The 15,835-nt window shown below is 52.6% G+C and carries 16 protein-coding genes; 12 read left to right on the top strand and 4 right to left on the bottom strand.

The genetic code is table 11. The annotated features are described in order from the left end of the window. Positions 1-13 precede the first annotated feature (13 nt). Positions 14-1,480, top strand: a complete 1,467-nt coding sequence (locus NST07_RS06760; protein ID WP_342481269.1) for a PQQ-dependent sugar dehydrogenase — start codon at positions 14-16, stop codon at positions 1,478-1,480. 114 nt (positions 1,481-1,594) lie between these two features. Here NST07_RS06760 and NST07_RS06765 read toward each other — a convergent pair whose 3' ends face one another. Then, complete coding sequence (locus NST07_RS06765) at positions 1,595-2,323, bottom strand: MBL fold metallo-hydrolase (protein ID WP_341377602.1); 729 nt, start codon at positions 2,321-2,323, stop codon at positions 1,595-1,597. 883 nt (positions 2,324-3,206) lie between these two features. Here NST07_RS06765 and NST07_RS06770 point away from each other — a divergent pair. Both NST07_RS06770 and NST07_RS06775 read left to right on the top strand, forming a co-directional pair. Continuing rightward, positions 3,207-4,067: an SDR family oxidoreductase gene (locus tag NST07_RS06770; RefSeq protein ID WP_342481270.1), complete on the top strand. Its 861-nt coding sequence runs from the start codon at positions 3,207-3,209 to the stop codon at positions 4,065-4,067. 13 nt (positions 4,068-4,080) lie between these two features. Next, the gene (locus NST07_RS06775; protein WP_341090522.1) at positions 4,081-4,584 is read left to right on the top strand and encodes an N-acetyltransferase family protein; all 504 of its coding nucleotides are present in this window, start codon (positions 4,081-4,083) and stop codon (positions 4,582-4,584) included. A 42-nt stretch (positions 4,585-4,626) separates the two neighbouring features. Here the strand turns inward: NST07_RS06775 and NST07_RS06780 are convergent, their stop codons facing one another. Next, entirely contained in the window at positions 4,627-4,971 is a 345-nt protein-coding gene (locus NST07_RS06780; RefSeq protein ID WP_341090523.1) for a helix-turn-helix domain-containing protein, read from the bottom strand. A gap of 90 nt (positions 4,972-5,061) precedes the next feature. Here NST07_RS06780 and NST07_RS06785 point away from each other — a divergent pair, with 90 nt between their 5' ends. The 8 genes from NST07_RS06785 to NST07_RS06820 all read left to right on the top strand — a co-directional run bounded on the left by NST07_RS06785 (position 5,062) and on the right by NST07_RS06820 (position 12,472). Then, positions 5,062-5,322, top strand: coding sequence for a YqkE family protein (locus NST07_RS06785; protein WP_341090526.1), 261 nt, complete (start codon positions 5,062-5,064; stop codon positions 5,320-5,322). 529 nt (positions 5,323-5,851) lie between these two features. Beyond that, positions 5,852-7,303 carry an RtcB family protein gene (locus NST07_RS06790; protein ID WP_038587190.1) on the top strand — a complete coding sequence of 484 codons (1,452 nt, stop codon included), beginning with the start codon at positions 5,852-5,854 and terminating at the stop codon, positions 7,301-7,303. Position 7,304: 1 nt separating this feature from the next. After that, positions 7,305-8,591 carry an AAA family ATPase gene (locus NST07_RS06795; RefSeq protein ID WP_038587192.1) on the top strand — a complete coding sequence of 429 codons (1,287 nt, stop codon included), beginning with the start codon at positions 7,305-7,307 and terminating at the stop codon, positions 8,589-8,591. Positions 8,592-8,861: 270 nt separating this feature from the next. Further along, entirely contained in the window at positions 8,862-9,365 is a 504-nt protein-coding gene (locus NST07_RS06800; protein ID WP_076112666.1) for a sigma-70 family RNA polymerase sigma factor, read from the top strand. Then, a complete protein-coding gene (locus tag NST07_RS06805; RefSeq protein ID WP_342481271.1) occupies positions 9,358-10,566 on the top strand; it encodes an anti-sigma factor in 1,209 nt (402 codons plus the stop codon). Before NST07_RS06800 ends, NST07_RS06805 begins: the two co-directional genes overlap by 8 nt. A gap of 168 nt (positions 10,567-10,734) precedes the next feature. Further along, entirely contained in the window at positions 10,735-11,241 is a 507-nt protein-coding gene (locus tag NST07_RS06810) for a metallophosphoesterase family protein (protein WP_341090532.1), read from the top strand. A gap of 23 nt (positions 11,242-11,264) precedes the next feature. Continuing rightward, positions 11,265-11,747 (top strand): GNAT family N-acetyltransferase, encoded by a 483-nt coding sequence (locus tag NST07_RS06815; protein ID WP_342481272.1) that lies wholly within the window; start codon positions 11,265-11,267, stop codon positions 11,745-11,747. Positions 11,748-11,761: 14 nt separating this feature from the next. Then, positions 11,762-12,472 carry an HAD family hydrolase gene (locus NST07_RS06820; protein ID WP_341090536.1) on the top strand — a complete coding sequence of 237 codons (711 nt, stop codon included), beginning with the start codon at positions 11,762-11,764 and terminating at the stop codon, positions 12,470-12,472. A 125-nt stretch (positions 12,473-12,597) separates the two neighbouring features. Here NST07_RS06820 and NST07_RS06825 read toward each other — a convergent pair whose 3' ends face one another. Beyond that, positions 12,598-13,716: an FAD:protein FMN transferase gene (locus NST07_RS06825; protein ID WP_341377609.1), complete on the bottom strand. Its 1,119-nt coding sequence runs from the start codon at positions 13,714-13,716 to the stop codon at positions 12,598-12,600. 205 nt (positions 13,717-13,921) lie between these two features. Then, on the bottom strand, positions 13,922-14,854 hold the full coding sequence (locus NST07_RS06830; RefSeq protein ID WP_340894262.1) for a glycosyltransferase: 933 nt from the start codon (positions 14,852-14,854) through the stop codon (positions 13,922-13,924). Positions 14,855-15,091: 237 nt separating this feature from the next. Here NST07_RS06830 and NST07_RS06835 point away from each other — a divergent pair, with 237 nt between their 5' ends. Further along, positions 15,092-15,814, top strand: a complete 723-nt coding sequence (locus NST07_RS06835; protein WP_341090540.1) for a DsbA family oxidoreductase — start codon at positions 15,092-15,094, stop codon at positions 15,812-15,814. The last annotated feature ends 21 nt before the right edge of the window (positions 15,815-15,835 follow it).

The raw sequence follows: 15,835 nt of genomic DNA on the forward strand, positions 1-15,835 counted from the left end.
CTCTGTAGATTTCTTGACCAAAGGGTTTAGCAAACCGCAAGGCCGGGTAATAGTTGCCCAAATTGATTGCAGACTGAACATAACAAGCTTTGAAGCCAGTGTTCATATATTCTTTCAGGAGGTGACAGCCATTTCCGGCAAAAGAAAAGTCCACCGCAGCCTTCTAGGGTGCTGTATGTTGATCCTGCTGACAGGAGGGTTGTCAGCCTGCACAGCTTCTTCCGAAACCAGTAATGCGGGGGAAACGCTGAAGAGTGCAGGGCCGCGCCTCTCGGGAAACCCTGCAGAGAGCGCAGATCCATCCTTGGTTTCTCCGTCAAATAATACAGCGGATGGAAAATCGGGTCAGCAGGTAGAGGTGCAGGTCTCACCGGGTCCCGCTCCCTCTGCGGAACCAACCCCATTAACAGTATCCGAGGATCCTGCAACAACAGCTTCTGTAAAGTCCAAAGCATCCTTCCCCTATACCGCTCAAACAGTAGCAACGGGGCTGAATGTCCCTTGGGAAATGGCATTTGCTCCGGATGGGCGGATTTTTTTAACTGAACGGCCCGGCAGCCTGCGGGTGATAGAGAACGGTAAACTGAGAAAGGCTCCGCTGCTGGAGCTTCTTGCGCCGTTTGTCAGCAAGGGGGAGGGTGGTCTCTTGGGACTTGCACTGGATCCGGCGTTTGGAAGCAACGGGTATGCCTACGTCTACCATTCCTATCTCCATGCAGACGGCGGAGTGCAGAACCGTGTACTGCGGCTCAAGATCAGCAGCGGCAAAGCGGAGATTAACAAGGTGATGCTGGATGGCATCCCTGGAGACACCAATCATAACGGCGGAAGGATTAAAGTAGGACCGGACGGATATCTGTACGTCACTGCCGGTGAACGTTATAAGCCGGAGCTGGCACAGGATAAGCACAGTCTGGGCGGAAAAATCCTGCGAATCTCCCTTGACGGGTCCATCCCGCAGGATAACCCTTGGCCGGATTCTCCCGTCTACAGCTGGGGCCACCGCAACCCGCAAGGATTGGCCTGGCAGCCGGACACTGGAGTGCTTTACAGCTCGGAGCATGGCCAGTCCAGTCATGACGAAATCAATATCATTGAGGCAGGCGCCAATTACGGCTGGCCGCTTATTGAAGGCGATGAAACCGCAGGCAAAGATGCAGTGAGTCTGAGGCTTCCGCTGCTGCATAGCGGCAGCCAAACCTGGGCTCCGTCGGGAATGGCTTTTATTACACAGGGACCATGGAGCGGCGAACTGCTGGTTGCCGGGCTGGCCGGAGAACAGCTGCTGTGGATTTCCCCGTCGTCCGGAGGCGGGAAGGCTAAGGCAACAGCATTGTTCCAGGAGAAATGGGGCCGGCTCCGCAATGTGGCAGAGGGGCCGGATAGTACCTTATATGTAATGACGAATAACCGGGATGGCAGGGGCGAGCCCGGAAACAATGACGACAAGCTGATTGCCCTGAAGCCAAACTGGAAATGAGCCTAGTGCCGCTCCTCGTTTAAAATCCTGTCATGAGCATAAATCAGGCCCGCTCGTAGATTACTCTACTTGCGGGCCTGATTTATGTCTGGACTATAAGCCGGAGATGCTCTGTTAGAGCGCATCCGTCAATTGGTTGATAAGCTCCTGCGGACTGCCGTCGTAGAGTCCGCCGTGGTAACACAGGACGGACTGGATTAACCGCCCTTCCAGCTTGTGCAGGCTGCGCAGTGCCTGCGGCATGTCCGGTGTGGCTGACTCTACCGGTCCGGTCAGCTGTCCGTCTACGACGAGCAGTTCATCGACTGCCAGCAGCAGCGCTTGTTCCTGCACATAAAGGCAGATATGCCCCGGTGTATGGCCGGGGGTATGAATAATTTCGATGCCGCCGCCCCACGGCAGCCGCTGGCCGTCATGCAGCTCCGTGAAGCTGCCGAGCTGTGCCAGCTGCTCCAGAAACGCATGGAACTGCTCCTGAAATACCTGCGGCATCTGCGCGACCCGCTGCGGATTCATCTTCAGCATCGGCTGGCTGTTCGTGATTGCCGGAATATCGCCCGGATGGGCGAATAGCTCAACGCCTGGGAGCTTCTGCACGAGCAAAGGGAGATTGCCGATATGATCAATATCCTGATGGGTGAGGATGATGCGTTTAATGCTTGAAAGCTGTTCGCCCGCTTGCTCTATAGCTTGCAGCAGAGCATCATATTGGCCGAACATGCCGGTGTCTATGAGGGTCAAGTCCTCCCCATCCTTCAGCAGCACCGGATAAATCTTGGTAGGGCCCATTACGGGTGAGATCATGGGGACAGTTAGTACGATAACATTTGGGCCAATATTCATAGTTCAGCTCCGGGAATAGGATTCCCGGAATTCACCTCCATATAAGTTTTCTCAGTTAGCAATCGGCGTTCCGTTCGGGACCTTGCGGTCCGGAGCCAGCAGGATGACCTAGCCTTCCTCCGCATGCGATGCGTACCCCGCCAATCGTGTATCTTTGAGCATGCGATGTGTACCCCGCCAATCGTGAAACTTTGAGCATGTGATGGGTACCCCGCAAATCGTGTATCTTTGAGCATGCGATGTGTACCCCGCCAATCGTGAAACTTTGAGCATGCGTTGCGTACCCCACCAATCGTGTATCTTTGAGCATGCGATGTGTACCCCGCCAATCGTGAAACTTTGAGCATGTGATGGGTCCCCCGCAAATCGTGTATCTTTGAGCATGCGATGTGTACCCCGCCAATCGTATATCCCTGAGCATGGTTTTGGTGCTGTTTCTGCTCGGCGGACTGTATGTTCTTTATTTGGCTCAAATCCCGTGATTAGCACTCCACGCGGACTGCATAGCCCTTATTTGCCTGGAAAACGGGTTAGACTCCCCATTTTCAATGAGATAGCGGCGCTGGTGTCCGTTCGAAGAGTCAGGAGTCCTTATTGTACAGAATAATGTCTCCTGAGTCCGCGAGACAGTCCGAGCCGCTAGATGCTGATTGCCGGCTGATGTATCCTGTACTCCTTCGATTGACACCGTATCTTATTCAAATAATGATACAATTACAGGACTGCAGCAATCTGGACGAGCGATTCACACAGCTGAATAGCCATATGTACTGAAAGGCTTTTCTTGTGGACCTGATTTGATGTAACATAATCTTAAAACATATGCTGTGGAAAGGCCAGGCTGGCAGTTGTAATTGGCAGGTTGCTAGAGAGGGGATTGGCCATGAATGGAAAGACGGTGCTTGTAACCGGAGGCAACTCCGGGATGGGATTGGCAACGACGATTGAAATGGCCCGCCAGGGAGCAACGGTGGTGATGGCCTGCCGCAGCCGCAAGCGCGGGGAAGAGGCGCTTGGGGAAGCCAAGCGGGAGAGCGGATCTGACCATATCACGCTGATGTTATGCGATTTGGCTTCGTTTCAGAGCATACGCGGGTTTGCAGCGGAATTCAAGGCGAGCCACCCCATACTCGACGTATTGATTAACAATGCCGGTGTAGTGGCCGTTAGACGTGAGCTTACGGCGGACGGCTTCGAGCAGGACTTTGGCGTGAACCATTTGGGACACTTCTTGCTGACCCGTCTGCTGCTGGATCAGCTAAAGGCGGCAGAGCAAGGCAGGATCGTGGTCGTTGCTTCCGGGGCCTACAAGATCGGAAAGCTGTATTTGAACGATCATACTCTGTCGAGCGGTTTCAATCCGGCCAAGGCTTACGCGCGTTCCAAGCTGGCTAATATCCTTTTTACGAGAGAGCTGGCCAAGCGCCTGCAGGGCACGGAGGTTACGGTTAATGCCGTACATCCGGGTGCTGTGGGGACCAACATCGGGGTTAACCGGGAGACAGGCTTTGGCCGCTCGCTGCTCAAGCTGTTGTCCTATTTCTTCCTGACACCTGAGCAGGGGGCGGACACGGCAATCTATCTGGCGACGGCGCCGGAACTGCTGGGAGTGACCGGACAATATTATTACCGCCGAAAGATCAAAGAACTGTCACCGCGGGCACTGAGTCAGGAAGATGCCGAGCGTTTGTGGCAGTGGAGCCTGCAACAGACCGGAGCAGATAAGGGCTTACACAACTTTTAGGAGGATACGAAGAATGGCTTGGCACAATTACAGCATTGAAGATGCAACACTAGAGGATTTAGGGGCAATTGTGGAGATTTATAATTCGACGGTAGCCGGACGGATGGTTACTGCCGACCTGGAGCCGGTTCGGGTGGAGGACCGCTTGCACTGGTTCCATGAGCATAACAGCCATCACCGCCCGCTGTGGGTACTGAAGCAGGGTGGCGAGGTTGCCGCCTGGTTCAGCTTCCAGTCGTTCTATGGCCGTCCCGCCTATAATGGAACCGCAGAAGTCAGTGTATATGTAAGCGGGAAGTTCCGCGGCAGCGGTGCCGGGAGTATCCTGCTGACCAAGGCACTGGAAGAATGCCCGCGCCTTGGTCTTCAGAATTTAGTTGGTTTTGTATTCGGCCACAACGAGCCCAGCCTGGCTCTGCTGCGGAAATTTGGTTTTGAACAATGGGGACTGATGCCTGGAGTTGCTGAAATGGAGGGCATTCCACGCGATCTGGTCATTATCGGCCGCAAGCTGTAAGATACAGCTCACCGTTGTTTGTGCAGTATGAGGGGCCAACGCTTACTCTGGAGGCATTCCTTCAGGCCCGCAGCCTTCCGGTTCAATCCAGAATTCTGACCATTCCTGCAGGTCACGGATGACCGATTCCAGCGCCCGCCCTTTATCCGTCAAGGAGTATTGAATTCTTACGGGTGTCTCGGGAAATACTTCGCGGAGGACAATGCCTTCCAGCTCCAGTTCCTTAAGCCGTTCGGATAAAAGTCTGCCGCTAACGGGTAGAGAAGACTCGATAACACTGAAGCGCTGTGGTCCCTGAAGGAGCTGATAGATGATTAAGCCTGTCCAACGTCTGCCGATAATATCCATGCTTTTCTGTAACTTTGGACACAAATCTAGGGATTTCATAAGGCTCACCTCTTACTGAACATTATAAACGAAAAGACCTATAACTAAAACAAATTCGAACTACATGCAATGCCCGAAAGGATGAGCTACATGGCCAAAAAAAAGAAAATAACCCCTGCTCCACGTCCCGCTGCATCGGATGCTCCGGCAACACTCCGGGATCTCCTCAGCAGTGATGTGCTCGACAAGCTGAAGGCGCAGTCCGATGCGCTCAAAGCCGAGGAGAATGACAAGAAAGAGGTAGCCCGCAAAGCGGTAGAGGATCAGCGGAAAGCCGAGCAGAAGCGGCTGGAGAATGATTTTGCCCATTTGCTGGAGAACAGCAAACAGGATTGGCATAAATTCAAATAAAGAAATAACCTATGAAGAGGGCGCCTGAGAGGGTGTCTTCTTTTTTTGCGTGCAGGGGAAATAGTCCTTTTGATGTATTTTTTGCGCAGGGAACCGTAGAATTCAGTAGATTTTGCAGCTTTTTTTGCAGCCTGGAGGACAAGACTTCCAATATAAGGGTTGACAATCTGCAGCAGAGCCATATATTATTGGGTTTATCATTTAGAGAAGGGAGGCCGATGGGCCATGATTGGAACTATTGTACTGGAATTGTTGCCTTGCCACATTACAATCGCATATGAACCATCTGATCTCATCGCCTTCGTCCGGGAGACATGATGCGCCCTTGGCTCATCCTGTCGCATTCTTGCACATGGGTAAGCTTTAAATTATGTTAGGTAATTTTGAAGCAATGATTAGCTCTTCGGGAGCCGTGGATCAGAACTGATCTGCGGCTTTTTTTGCGTACCTGAAACACAGAAGATTTCACGAACGGACAAATAATTTAATTTAACTTATTAACGAACTTGAGAGGAATTGAAAATAACTTATGAATAGTAATTCACAACAAGCGGGCTTCGATGAGCCGCAATATAAACACCGGGTAGCTCTTCCGGGAGGCGACCTGAAGGTCTATGCCAGCGGGCAATTATTTGCCACATTGGACTATAAGGTCATGGAAATGGCGAACAACAACCTGCAAATCCCGAATATTGAATATATGAGCTATACACCGGATGTGCATGTAGGCGTCGGCACCTGCATCGGCACAACTGCGGTATGGGATGCGGCAGGAGGATATGTGTCGCCCTCTATCGTGGGCAGCGACATCGGCTGCGGAATGCGCGTACATCTCACCAATCTGCACAAGGATGATCTGCGTGAGGTTAAGCTACGGAGAAAGCTGGTCCGCGCCATCGAGAAATATTTGCCGATGGAGGCGCAGCAGCGGGGCCATTACAGCGATATCCGGCTGGAGAATGTGGTTCGCAAGGGGCTGCACGGGCTGCCGAACAAATATGTACCCGACAGCTACACTCCGAAGAAATCAAGCGCGCTTTCCCATGTGGAGATCAGCAAGCTGGCGTTTGATGAGGAGATCCTGAATGAGCTGCCCGATATGGCCTGGCACCGCGGACACCGTCAGTTGGGTACCCTTGGAGGAGGCAATCATTTCGTCGAGATTCAGGCGATAGAGATTGCGGAGGAACAGCGGGAGGTGGCGGAAGCCTGGGGGCTGCAGGACGGGCAGGTTGCTGTGATGATCCATTCCGGCTCACGGGCCTGGGGCGGCATGGTCAACCAGTTCTGCACCCCGGCCTTCGCCAAGGTGATGGGGCAGCTAGGACTTGGCAGCGCCGATCCGCGCCTGATCTTTGCCCCGCTGGAACATCCGCAAGGCCAGCGTTATGTTAATCTGATGTACTCCGCCTTGAACTACGCTGTCGTGAACCGGCATCTGATCGCCTACGGTGTCCGCGAAGCGTTCCGTGAGGTGTTCGGCACAAAATGTGAGCTGCGCACCCTGTATGACCTGATGCACAATTATGCCTGGAAGGAAGAGACCTCTTCGGGGACCAAATTTGTGCACCGTAAGGGGGCAACCCGTGCCTTGCCGGCTCAGCATCCGGACAATCCGCGGCCCTATGCCGCGACCGGTCACCCGGCGCTGATTCCCGGCTCAATGGGCACCGCCTCTTATATCATGGTCGGCCAGCCCGGAGGGGAAGAGAACTTTTATTCCATCTGCCACGGCGCAGGGCGGATCCGTTCACGCACGGCAACGAAACGGCTGGTGTCTGTTCATGAATTTTCCCAGTCACTAAAGGTAGGCAAAGAAGATGAGATTGTAGTAAACCAGCATTCCCTGGAATCTATCATTGACGAATCTCCCCAAGCCTATAAGAATGTAGATGAGATCATAGAAAGCGTTACGGGCGCCGGCCTGGCTGCCGTTGTGGCCAAGTGCAAGCCGCTCGCAGCGATAAAGGGGACCAAATAGGATGGAGCAGGAGTGCAAGAAACAGGCTGTGATTTACGAATATGATGGAGGCACGAGTGGCATGATCAAGGGGTACGACGTCTACGCCCGCCTAGTAGACGGTATCCTTGAAGCTCTTTATGCCCGCTATGGTGTCCGCTATGAGCTGTACGCCAGCGACGACCCCAACAGTGAGTATTGGAAGCTGCTGGAGAATGATGTGCAGTCCGGCAATCCCGGAGTAGAGCATGTGGCGCGGATATTTGACCGGCTGGAGGACCGTACCTTTGTCTACGACGATGACAAGGAGCAGCCGGAGTATAATATTCACCTGTCGATCCGTAACAATGTGCTGGCTTATCCTGCCATGGGCGTGGCGCTGGCACGGGTGCCCGTATTTCAGGAGAACGGTATCAACTTTCAGGATTTTGTATTTGCTGCCTCCGACGCGCAGCTGCAGGCTTTCCTAAGCAACGTGCGCACGCGGCAGCGGGAGCAAAATATCAATAAGGTGACGGTATTCACCGACCGGCGCAACGGTATTTTCCGGGAAGATGAGCCAATCACCCGTTCTGTCGGACGGGAGGAAGTGGTGCTGGATGTCGCGATCAAAAAGGAAATCTACCGCTCGCTCGACCAGTTTTTCGATTCGGACCGAAGCTTCTATGTGACCTATGACATCCCTTATAAACGGGGGATTCTGCTCTACGGGCATCCGGGCAACGGCAAGACGACGCTCGTCAAATCCATCGCCGGAAGTGTGCCCGGACCGGTGATCTATTGGCAGATCACTGAATATACAAGCAGCGAGTCGGTAGGCGAGGTGTTTGAAGCCGCAGCCCGGCTGGCACCGATGGTGCTGGTGATTGAGGACATCGACTCTATGCCGCAGGAGGTCAGATCCTTTTTCCTGAATACTTTGGACGGGGCGACCTCCAAGGAAGGCATCTTTCTGATCGGTACGACCAACTATCCGGAGAAGATAGATCCCGGGCTGATGAACCGCGCCGGACGTTTTGACCGGGCCTATGAGATCAAAATGCCGAATGAGGAGCTAAGGCTGGAGTACTTGCGGCTGCGCGGCTTCTCCACCTTTGCCGGTGATGAGGGAGTTGATCTGGCCGCACGCTTGACCGGAGATTTCTCCCTGACCCAGCTTGGCGAGCTGTATGTCAGTGCGGCACTGGAATGGCATGAGAACGGCAGAGCCGATGTGGAGGCACTTGTCCGCGGAATGCGCGGGGAGCTGGACAAAGGACGCAAGCGCGAATGGATGAAGGACGGCTCGTCCACGATTGGATTTTACTGATTTTATTTGGCAAAGAAGCCCGGGTCCTGGAGACACCGGGCTATCTTTTTGTATTTGAGTTTTATTATCTTGATTAGGGCGCCCGTCTGCCTGCCGAAAGATTGTACGCGGTATTTTTTGCATCGATGGGCCGGGTTTATCGTGATTGATTCATCTTGGATGAATATCTGATTGGCCTTTTGCTCCTCACCTGTTTAATCAGCAAAAAATATTATCCTGACCATGTAACTTTTTCCAATCTTATACGTGGTTAGAGTAAGGGGGGAGGGAATGAAGCCAAATTCGCTGGATGATCTTTATCAGAGTTATGTTCAGGATATTTACCGCTATTTGCGCTCCCTCTGTCATGATCACCATGTGGCCGAAGATTTAATGCAGGAGACTTTTTACCGGGCTTATCTGTACCTGGAGAATTGCCGTGAAGACACCATCAAGCCGTGGCTGTTCCGCGTTGCCTATAATGCTTTTGTGGATTACAAGCGGAAAGAGAGCCGGAGTGTCACCAAAGAAGCGGGTTATTTCAATGAGCTGGCCCATCCGGATACGACCGAAGGCACCCTGCTGCGGCAGGAACGTCTGGAAGAGATGGCCTTGTCTGTAGACAGCCTGCCGGAGGGGCAGCGCCACGCGCTGCTGTTGTACGATTTTCACGGAATGTCTTACAAGGAAGCGGCGGAGATCATGGATGTGGGGCTGTCTCAATATAAAATATTGTTATTCCGCGCCAGACAGCGGCTGCGGGAGGCAGAGCGGAGGAGGAGCAGGCATGAGTGAGGAGTTCAAGGAGAAGCTGCGGAAGTACAGCGAGGGGACGCTGCCGGAAGAGGAACGGACTGAACTGGAGCAAGAGCTGGAGAAGCTGGAGGCCTATCAGGTCTATGTAGATGAGCTGATGGAACGGGAAGACCACATGTCTGAACATCAGGAGGTAGTTCTCTCCAACGGCAAGAGCAAGGGTAAGGGAAAAAGCAAGAGGAAATCTGCGTCCGGCAGGGAAAAGGGCATTATCCGCCGCGGCAAATGGAGGGCGCGTATTGCCAATACATTTACTGTCCTAGCGGCATTCTTGGTATTTTCGACCATCAGCAGCATTATCACCGCAGTGTTCTATAGTACCGGCGACCGTGGAGACATTTACAGGGACGTTGTATCTTCTGCGATTGCCGTTTCCCGCCCGAATACGATTGTCCATTTGAGCAGCAACGCGAAGTTCTTTTTCAGAATGGAAATGTCAGGTAAGCTGCTGAAGCAAATTGGCGGGGAAACGGTGGATGTGGGAAGCTACTCCACTCCGTTTCTGCTGGGGCTGGGCGGTGTAGGCAAGTTCTCCTGGACGGATGAACGGAGTGGCGGGAATTATTACTTTCAATACCCGGAAACAGGGAAGAACTCAGGCAGTCTCCGCAGCGACGGGGAGGAGTGGCGGATGCTGGAGAAGCTTCACGAGGGCACCGTGGCTGAGGCTTATCTGTCTTTAGACCGGTTATACACAACGGATGAGCTGCTGAAGAAGCTGGAGCCATTGAATCTGCAGCCTGTGTGGTTCGCTGCAGACGCCGGTCAATTCTCGCGTGAACGTTTTGCCGGCACGCCCCTTGGATTTCCTTATACACCGCTGTGGCATGCCGATGACATGAAGGTAACAAAGATCTCGGAGGAGAAAACCGGCTGGTTCAGCAAGGTGACTTCAAGCAGTTCGGCCTCTCCAGCTGTTGAATCCTACGGGGACGGCGCTTTGCGTGAGGAGAACTTCATGGATACCTTGCGGCTAATGCAGCAGCATAAAAAAATATCAAACAACGTAGCCCCATTCATTAATCTGGATGAATCCATAAGTTATCTCGCGGAGCACGGCGTTAAGCTGTATGGAGTTGTTGTTACGGGTCCGGTAAAGGAGCTGCTGAAGCTCGAGGAGAATACATGGATCAGCAATATCCGGGTAGGAGAAGTTCGGCTGTGGAACTGGCGGGAATAAGGAACTGAACTATTGAGGCAATCCTGCATTTTGGACTCGATCGCTTAAGTGAAACTACCGGTTTACTTGCTTCTCCCACGCGCAAATCGTACAATTAGCAGAATATTAATGATTATGGCTGCTTGCGATACTTGCGCGGGCAATATGGGGATTAGGGAGCTGAAGCTGATGAAAATAGGAGTTGTATCGGATACGCATATGTCGCGGAACGCGAAGTCGCTGCCGCAGGCGCTTGTGGCGGAATTCCGCCATGTTGACCAGATTCTGCATCTCGGGGATTGGGTGGCGCTGGAGATCTATGAAATGCTGTCGCAGCTCGCGCCGGTCGAGGGAATTGCCGGCAATAATGATGGAGCCGAGATTATTCAGCGGTTCGGAGAGCGCAAGATCATTACGCTGGAAGGTGTGCGTATCGGGATGATCCACGGACATGCCCCGTATTCGCGCAAAGGTACGGACGGGAATGCACTGCTCGCTTTTGAAGGCGATGAAGTGGACTGCATTCTATTCGGTCATTCTCATCAGTCGTTGATGCGCAGGGAAAACGGCATTCTGCTGTTTAATCCCGGATCACCGACCGACAAACGGCGGGAGAAGCAGTATTCATTCGGGCTGCTGGACATCGAAGACGGCATAATCAGTGCCCGGCATGTCTTCTATGACTCCAGGGACTAAGTAAGGAAATAAGAAAGGTTGGAATGATGATGCCGGAGTATCGTTTGGAACGTGCTGGCCTTGAAGACCTTGAACAGATAGCTCTGTTGTTTGATGAATATCGCGTGTATTATGGTCAGGTTTCCGATCTTCAAGGCGTCCAGTTTTTCCTGAAGGCCAGACTGGAGGCGGATGAGTCCGCAATTTGGATGGCTGTAACGGGGAACGGCGCTAATAAGCAGGCCGGAGGGTTTGCCCAGCTCTATCCATCCTTCTCCTCGGTGAGCATGCAGCGGCTCTGGATACTGAATGATCTGTATGTGGCCGCGGAGCTGCGCGGACAGGGTTTGGGCTCCTTACTGCTGGACGGTGCCCAGGAGTTCGCTTTGAGCACTGGAAGCAAAGGGCTGACCTTGACTACGATGACAGATAATACTACTGCGCAGCGTCTATACGTTGCGAAAGGCTATGTCCGGGATGATGAGTTCTACACTTATAATCTATTTTTGAATACCAAGCAGGAATAGTAAGGGGCGTTATTATGGATAACAGCAATAAACTGGCGGTTTTTTTTGATTTGGATGATACTTTGTACGATCATTTGGTGCCTTTCCGGGAAGCGGTACGCGAGGTTTTGGCCCCGGATGAGGACAGTCTGGACTATGCGGAGCTATTTTATAAAGTGAGGCATCACAGTGACCAGCTCTGGCCAAAGTATTTGCGGGGCGAGCTTGAGCTGGAGGAGACGCGGGTGCAGCGTCTGGAGCTGGCTTTTGCCGAATACGGGATGGACCTTAGCCGGGAGCAGGCAGCCCAAGTTCAGGCGTCCTACATTGGCCGGCAGTATTCCATTCAGTTCATAGACGGTGTAGAAGAGCAGCTGCGGCGGTTCATCGCTCTTGGGCACAAGGTTGGGATTATTACCAATGGCCCGAAGGCTCACCAGATGAGCAAGCTGCGCGGACTTGGCATCGACAAGCTGATTCCGGAAGAGATGATCTTCATCTCGGATGCCGTTGGGCTGGCCAAGCCGGACCCGGAGATCTTTGCCCATGTTAACCGCGTGAGCGGAACAACAGCGGAGAACTCGCTGTATGTCGGAGATACCTGGGACAATGATGTAGTTGGCGCGCTTGCAGCAGGCTGGAAAGTATGCTGGTACAATCCGCGCGGCAGACAGCCGGGAACCGGTCATAGCCCAAGCTTCACCTTTGCCAGTTACCAAGAATTCAGCGAGCTTCCGCTGATCTGAGGAGTAAGCGATACGGAATACGAATAAGCGGCGGAGCCTCAGCTCCGCCGCTTATTCGTTCTATGGTTCCGAAAGACAAGGGGATATAGGCTTCGGATTATGAAAGCCCCTTATCTTCTTCTTAGTTACTCCGCAAAGCTATACGTTGGATCCGTGAGCTGTAGTCTCTCTCTAATGCCTGAAGTGGCATAGATTTTGTTGTCATCGGTAATGAAGAAGGCTTCCACGTCCTCCGGCAGAGCTTCAAGGTAGGCCATGCCTTCCTCAAGCCCCATCAGGAATACGCCGGTGGACAAGGCATCTGCATCCGTTGCGTTCGGGCTCATAATTGTAATACTCTTTAAGCCGTTCTGGGAAGGAAACCCTGTACGCGGGTCAAGTATATGGTGATAGCGGACATTATCCTGCATGAAGTAACGCTCATAAACGCCGGAAGCATCGATGACCTCATTGGAAATCTTGATAGTGCCCAGCTGTGTGCCGCGGGTCTTATCGGGGTCCTGCAGGCCGATGTTCCACTGCGATCCATTCGGCTTGTTGCCGAGGGCAATGATACTGCTGCCGCCAAGGTTGATCATCGCGCTGTCCAGACCCTGCTCCTTCAAATAATCGGCGATCCGGTCAGCAGCATAACCTTTGCCGATTCCGCCCATATCGAGCACCATGCCTTCTTTAGCCAGCATCACGGTCTTCGCTGCTTCATCTACAATAATATCCTTGTAATTGGTCAGGCTCTTGGCATGTTCGATATTTGCTTGCGGTGGAACCTGCTTACCGTCGTTGCCGATATCCCACAGATCCACCAGCGGCCCAATCGTCGGATCGAACAGCCCGTCCATCTCTTCGGCATATTTAATCGAAAGCTTGACGATGTCCAGAGTTTCGTCTGAGACAGTAACAGCTTCCTTACCTGCTGCCTGGTTGACCGCGTAGATTTCTCCATTTTCCTTAGTGCGGCTGAACTCTATATCCATCCGTTCCAGCATGGCCTGAATGTCGTCCATATTTTTCTGCTCGGCATGATCGCCGAAGACCTTAATGTTAACGACCGTATCATAAATGTAAAAAGTCTGCTCAAGGGATTTCGTTCCGCCTTGTTCCGAAACTTTTGCACCGCCTGAGGTATCGGAGGTACTGGCAGCGTCTTTATCCTTGTTACCTGTAAGCATCCAGATGCCGGCAACAGCAACGATAATGATGACGAGAGCGACCAGAATTAGCGTCGTTTTTTTGTTTTTAAACATATTCCACCATCCATAAAAGTAGTTTCTTGAACTCATCTTTACTATCATACCCCAGAAAGAATGGCAGTGGATACTACTTTCATGACATTTTGCGGATTAAGAAGACCGGAAGAAGCAGTCCGCAGAAACAGCAGAAACACCCGCTTCCCGAAAGGGCAGGCAGGTGTTTCTGCTGTTGTCCATTATGAAGTTTGTGTGGGGAGCGTTAGTCCAGCATATATTCGCTGTATTTATTCTTGCGGGGATTCAGTACAAAGAGGATGCCGCTGATATAGCCTGAAACCGCATTGAAGTTGCGCTTCAGAGTTGATTTGCCGGTCAAATAAGTCAGCGTCCACAGCAGGGCAGCGTAGTTCTTGACCGGGGCTTTGCGCAGATTGAGCAGGTAATAATGGTTTACCGCGGTTGCACGGGCGACGCGTCCCGCTTTATCACGGGAGCTTGGGGATTCATGATGGGTAATCTTCATATCCGGGTTGATTACAAGCTTGCCGTATTTGCTGGCCAGATGGCACATATAAATATCATCAGCCACGGCATAGCTGGTCATCCAGGGGTAAGGTTTCATATCCCTGAGCGCCTCACGTTTGAAAGACATATTGCAGCCGTGGAAGAAATCCGTTTCAAAGGTATCCTCCGTTTCTCCCCAGAGCAGCAGTGAGCCTGCCAGCGTGCTGGCCGACAGTCTGCCGGGCGAAGCCGACATTTGGCAGGTAAGCACGCCGAGCAGCTTGCCGGATTTGCTGCTGGAGAGGCCTTTGGCGATGCCGCCTACTCCGACAATCGCCGGATCGGCCGCATAGGTGTCCAGCATCCGGCGGATATACAGCGGATCATCCAGCTCGGCGTCATCATCGAAGCTGAGCACAATGTCTCCGTCGATCAGGTTCAGCGCTTCGTAACGGGAGAGCCAGACGCCAGGTTTGGTTTTGCGGTAATAACGCAGCTCAGCACTTGGCATCTGCGCCAGCACCTTGCGCAAATAGTCCAGGACATTCTCCTCAATATCGCCATCATCAACAATCAATAGCTCGATCGAGACGTCTTCCAGCTCTGTCTGCCTGCCGATGGATTCAATACACAGCGTAAGATCGCTGATCCGGTTGCGCGTGGGAATTACTATAGACACATCATGCATGCCGCTGGCTCCTTCTGGGACGCCTATCGTCCGCTAGTAATAGTAGTAATGAGGTAAAGCACCGAAAGTACGTGTTGATCTAATTTTACTCCCCGATAAGTAGGGCGTATATACCACTTTCGTTTACTTTTATTTAGCATTTGTGTTTTTTGGTTTTTAACTATATAATTGTAAGTGACGTATTATTTGTTAATGGTAATACCAATGGATTCACAATCCCATTAGGAGGAATTTAATGTGAGAATAGATATATGGTCCGATTACGCCTGCCCGTTCTGTTATATCGGCAAAAGACGGCTTGAACACGCGCTGAGCCAATTTCCTGACCGCGACAAGGTGGAAGTGGTGTACCGCAGCTTTCAGCTGGATCCGAATGCCCGTGCAGATGCAAGCAGGGATATTCATGATCAGCTGGCCGCCAAATACGGCATGACCCGCGAGAAGGCCAAAGCGATGAACGAACAGCTGGCGGAGCAAGCCAGAGGTGTCGGCCTGGAGTTCAACTTCGATACGGTGGTGCATACCAATACCTTCGACAGCCACCGGTTGAGCCATTATGCCGCTGCTCAAGGAAAGGCAGCGGCAATGACCGAGCGGCTGCTGCGCGCTTATTTTACCGATACGGTTAATATTGGAGAGCGCAGTGTTCTGGTTTCGCTGGCCGGCGAGGTTGGACTGGACGCTGCCGAAACCGCAGCGATGCTGGAAAGCGATGCCTACGCGGCTGAAGTGAATGAAGATATTGAAGAAGGGCAACGCCTGAACATTACCGGTGTACCCTTCTTCGTCTTCAACAATAAATATGCGGTATCCGGTGCACAGCCCGGCCCGGTATTTTCCGAGGTGCTGGAGACAGTATGGGCGGAGGAGAAGACCGCTCCGGTACTGCAGGTTGTAGGCAAACCACAGTCACAGGCACCGGATGCCGAAGGCTGCGATGACGGTTCTTGCAGCATCTGATTGAGCGCGTTAGGGTCCATA

It is taken from the genome of Paenibacillus sp. FSL L8-0340 (genome assembly GCF_038593145.1).
Classification (GTDB): Bacteria; Bacillota; Bacilli; order Paenibacillales; family Paenibacillaceae; genus Paenibacillus_AQ.

Coding starts and splice junctions, on each gene's coding strand:
- NST07_RS06765 (WP_341377602.1), bottom strand. CDS start 2,323: ATGAATATTGGCCCAAATGTTATCGTACTAACTGTCCCCATGATCTCA.
- NST07_RS06770 (WP_342481270.1), top strand. CDS start 3,207: ATGAATGGAAAGACGGTGCTTGTAACCGGAGGCAACTCCGGGATGGGA.
- NST07_RS06775 (WP_341090522.1), top strand. CDS start 4,081: ATGGCTTGGCACAATTACAGCATTGAAGATGCAACACTAGAGGATTTA.
- NST07_RS06780 (WP_341090523.1), bottom strand. CDS start 4,971: ATGAAATCCCTAGATTTGTGTCCAAAGTTACAGAAAAGCATGGATATT.
- NST07_RS06785 (WP_341090526.1), top strand. CDS start 5,062: ATGGCCAAAAAAAAGAAAATAACCCCTGCTCCACGTCCCGCTGCATCG.
- NST07_RS06790 (WP_038587190.1), top strand. CDS start 5,852: ATGAATAGTAATTCACAACAAGCGGGCTTCGATGAGCCGCAATATAAA.
- NST07_RS06795 (WP_038587192.1), top strand. CDS start 7,305: ATGGAGCAGGAGTGCAAGAAACAGGCTGTGATTTACGAATATGATGGA.
- NST07_RS06800 (WP_076112666.1), top strand. CDS start 8,862: ATGAAGCCAAATTCGCTGGATGATCTTTATCAGAGTTATGTTCAGGAT.
- NST07_RS06805 (WP_342481271.1), top strand. CDS start 9,358: ATGAGTGAGGAGTTCAAGGAGAAGCTGCGGAAGTACAGCGAGGGGACG.
- NST07_RS06810 (WP_341090532.1), top strand. CDS start 10,735: ATGAAAATAGGAGTTGTATCGGATACGCATATGTCGCGGAACGCGAAG.
- NST07_RS06815 (WP_342481272.1), top strand. CDS start 11,265: ATGATGATGCCGGAGTATCGTTTGGAACGTGCTGGCCTTGAAGACCTT.
- NST07_RS06820 (WP_341090536.1), top strand. CDS start 11,762: ATGGATAACAGCAATAAACTGGCGGTTTTTTTTGATTTGGATGATACT.
- NST07_RS06825 (WP_341377609.1), bottom strand. CDS start 13,716: ATGTTTAAAAACAAAAAAACGACGCTAATTCTGGTCGCTCTCGTCATC.
- NST07_RS06830 (WP_340894262.1), bottom strand. CDS start 14,854: ATGCATGATGTGTCTATAGTAATTCCCACGCGCAACCGGATCAGCGAT.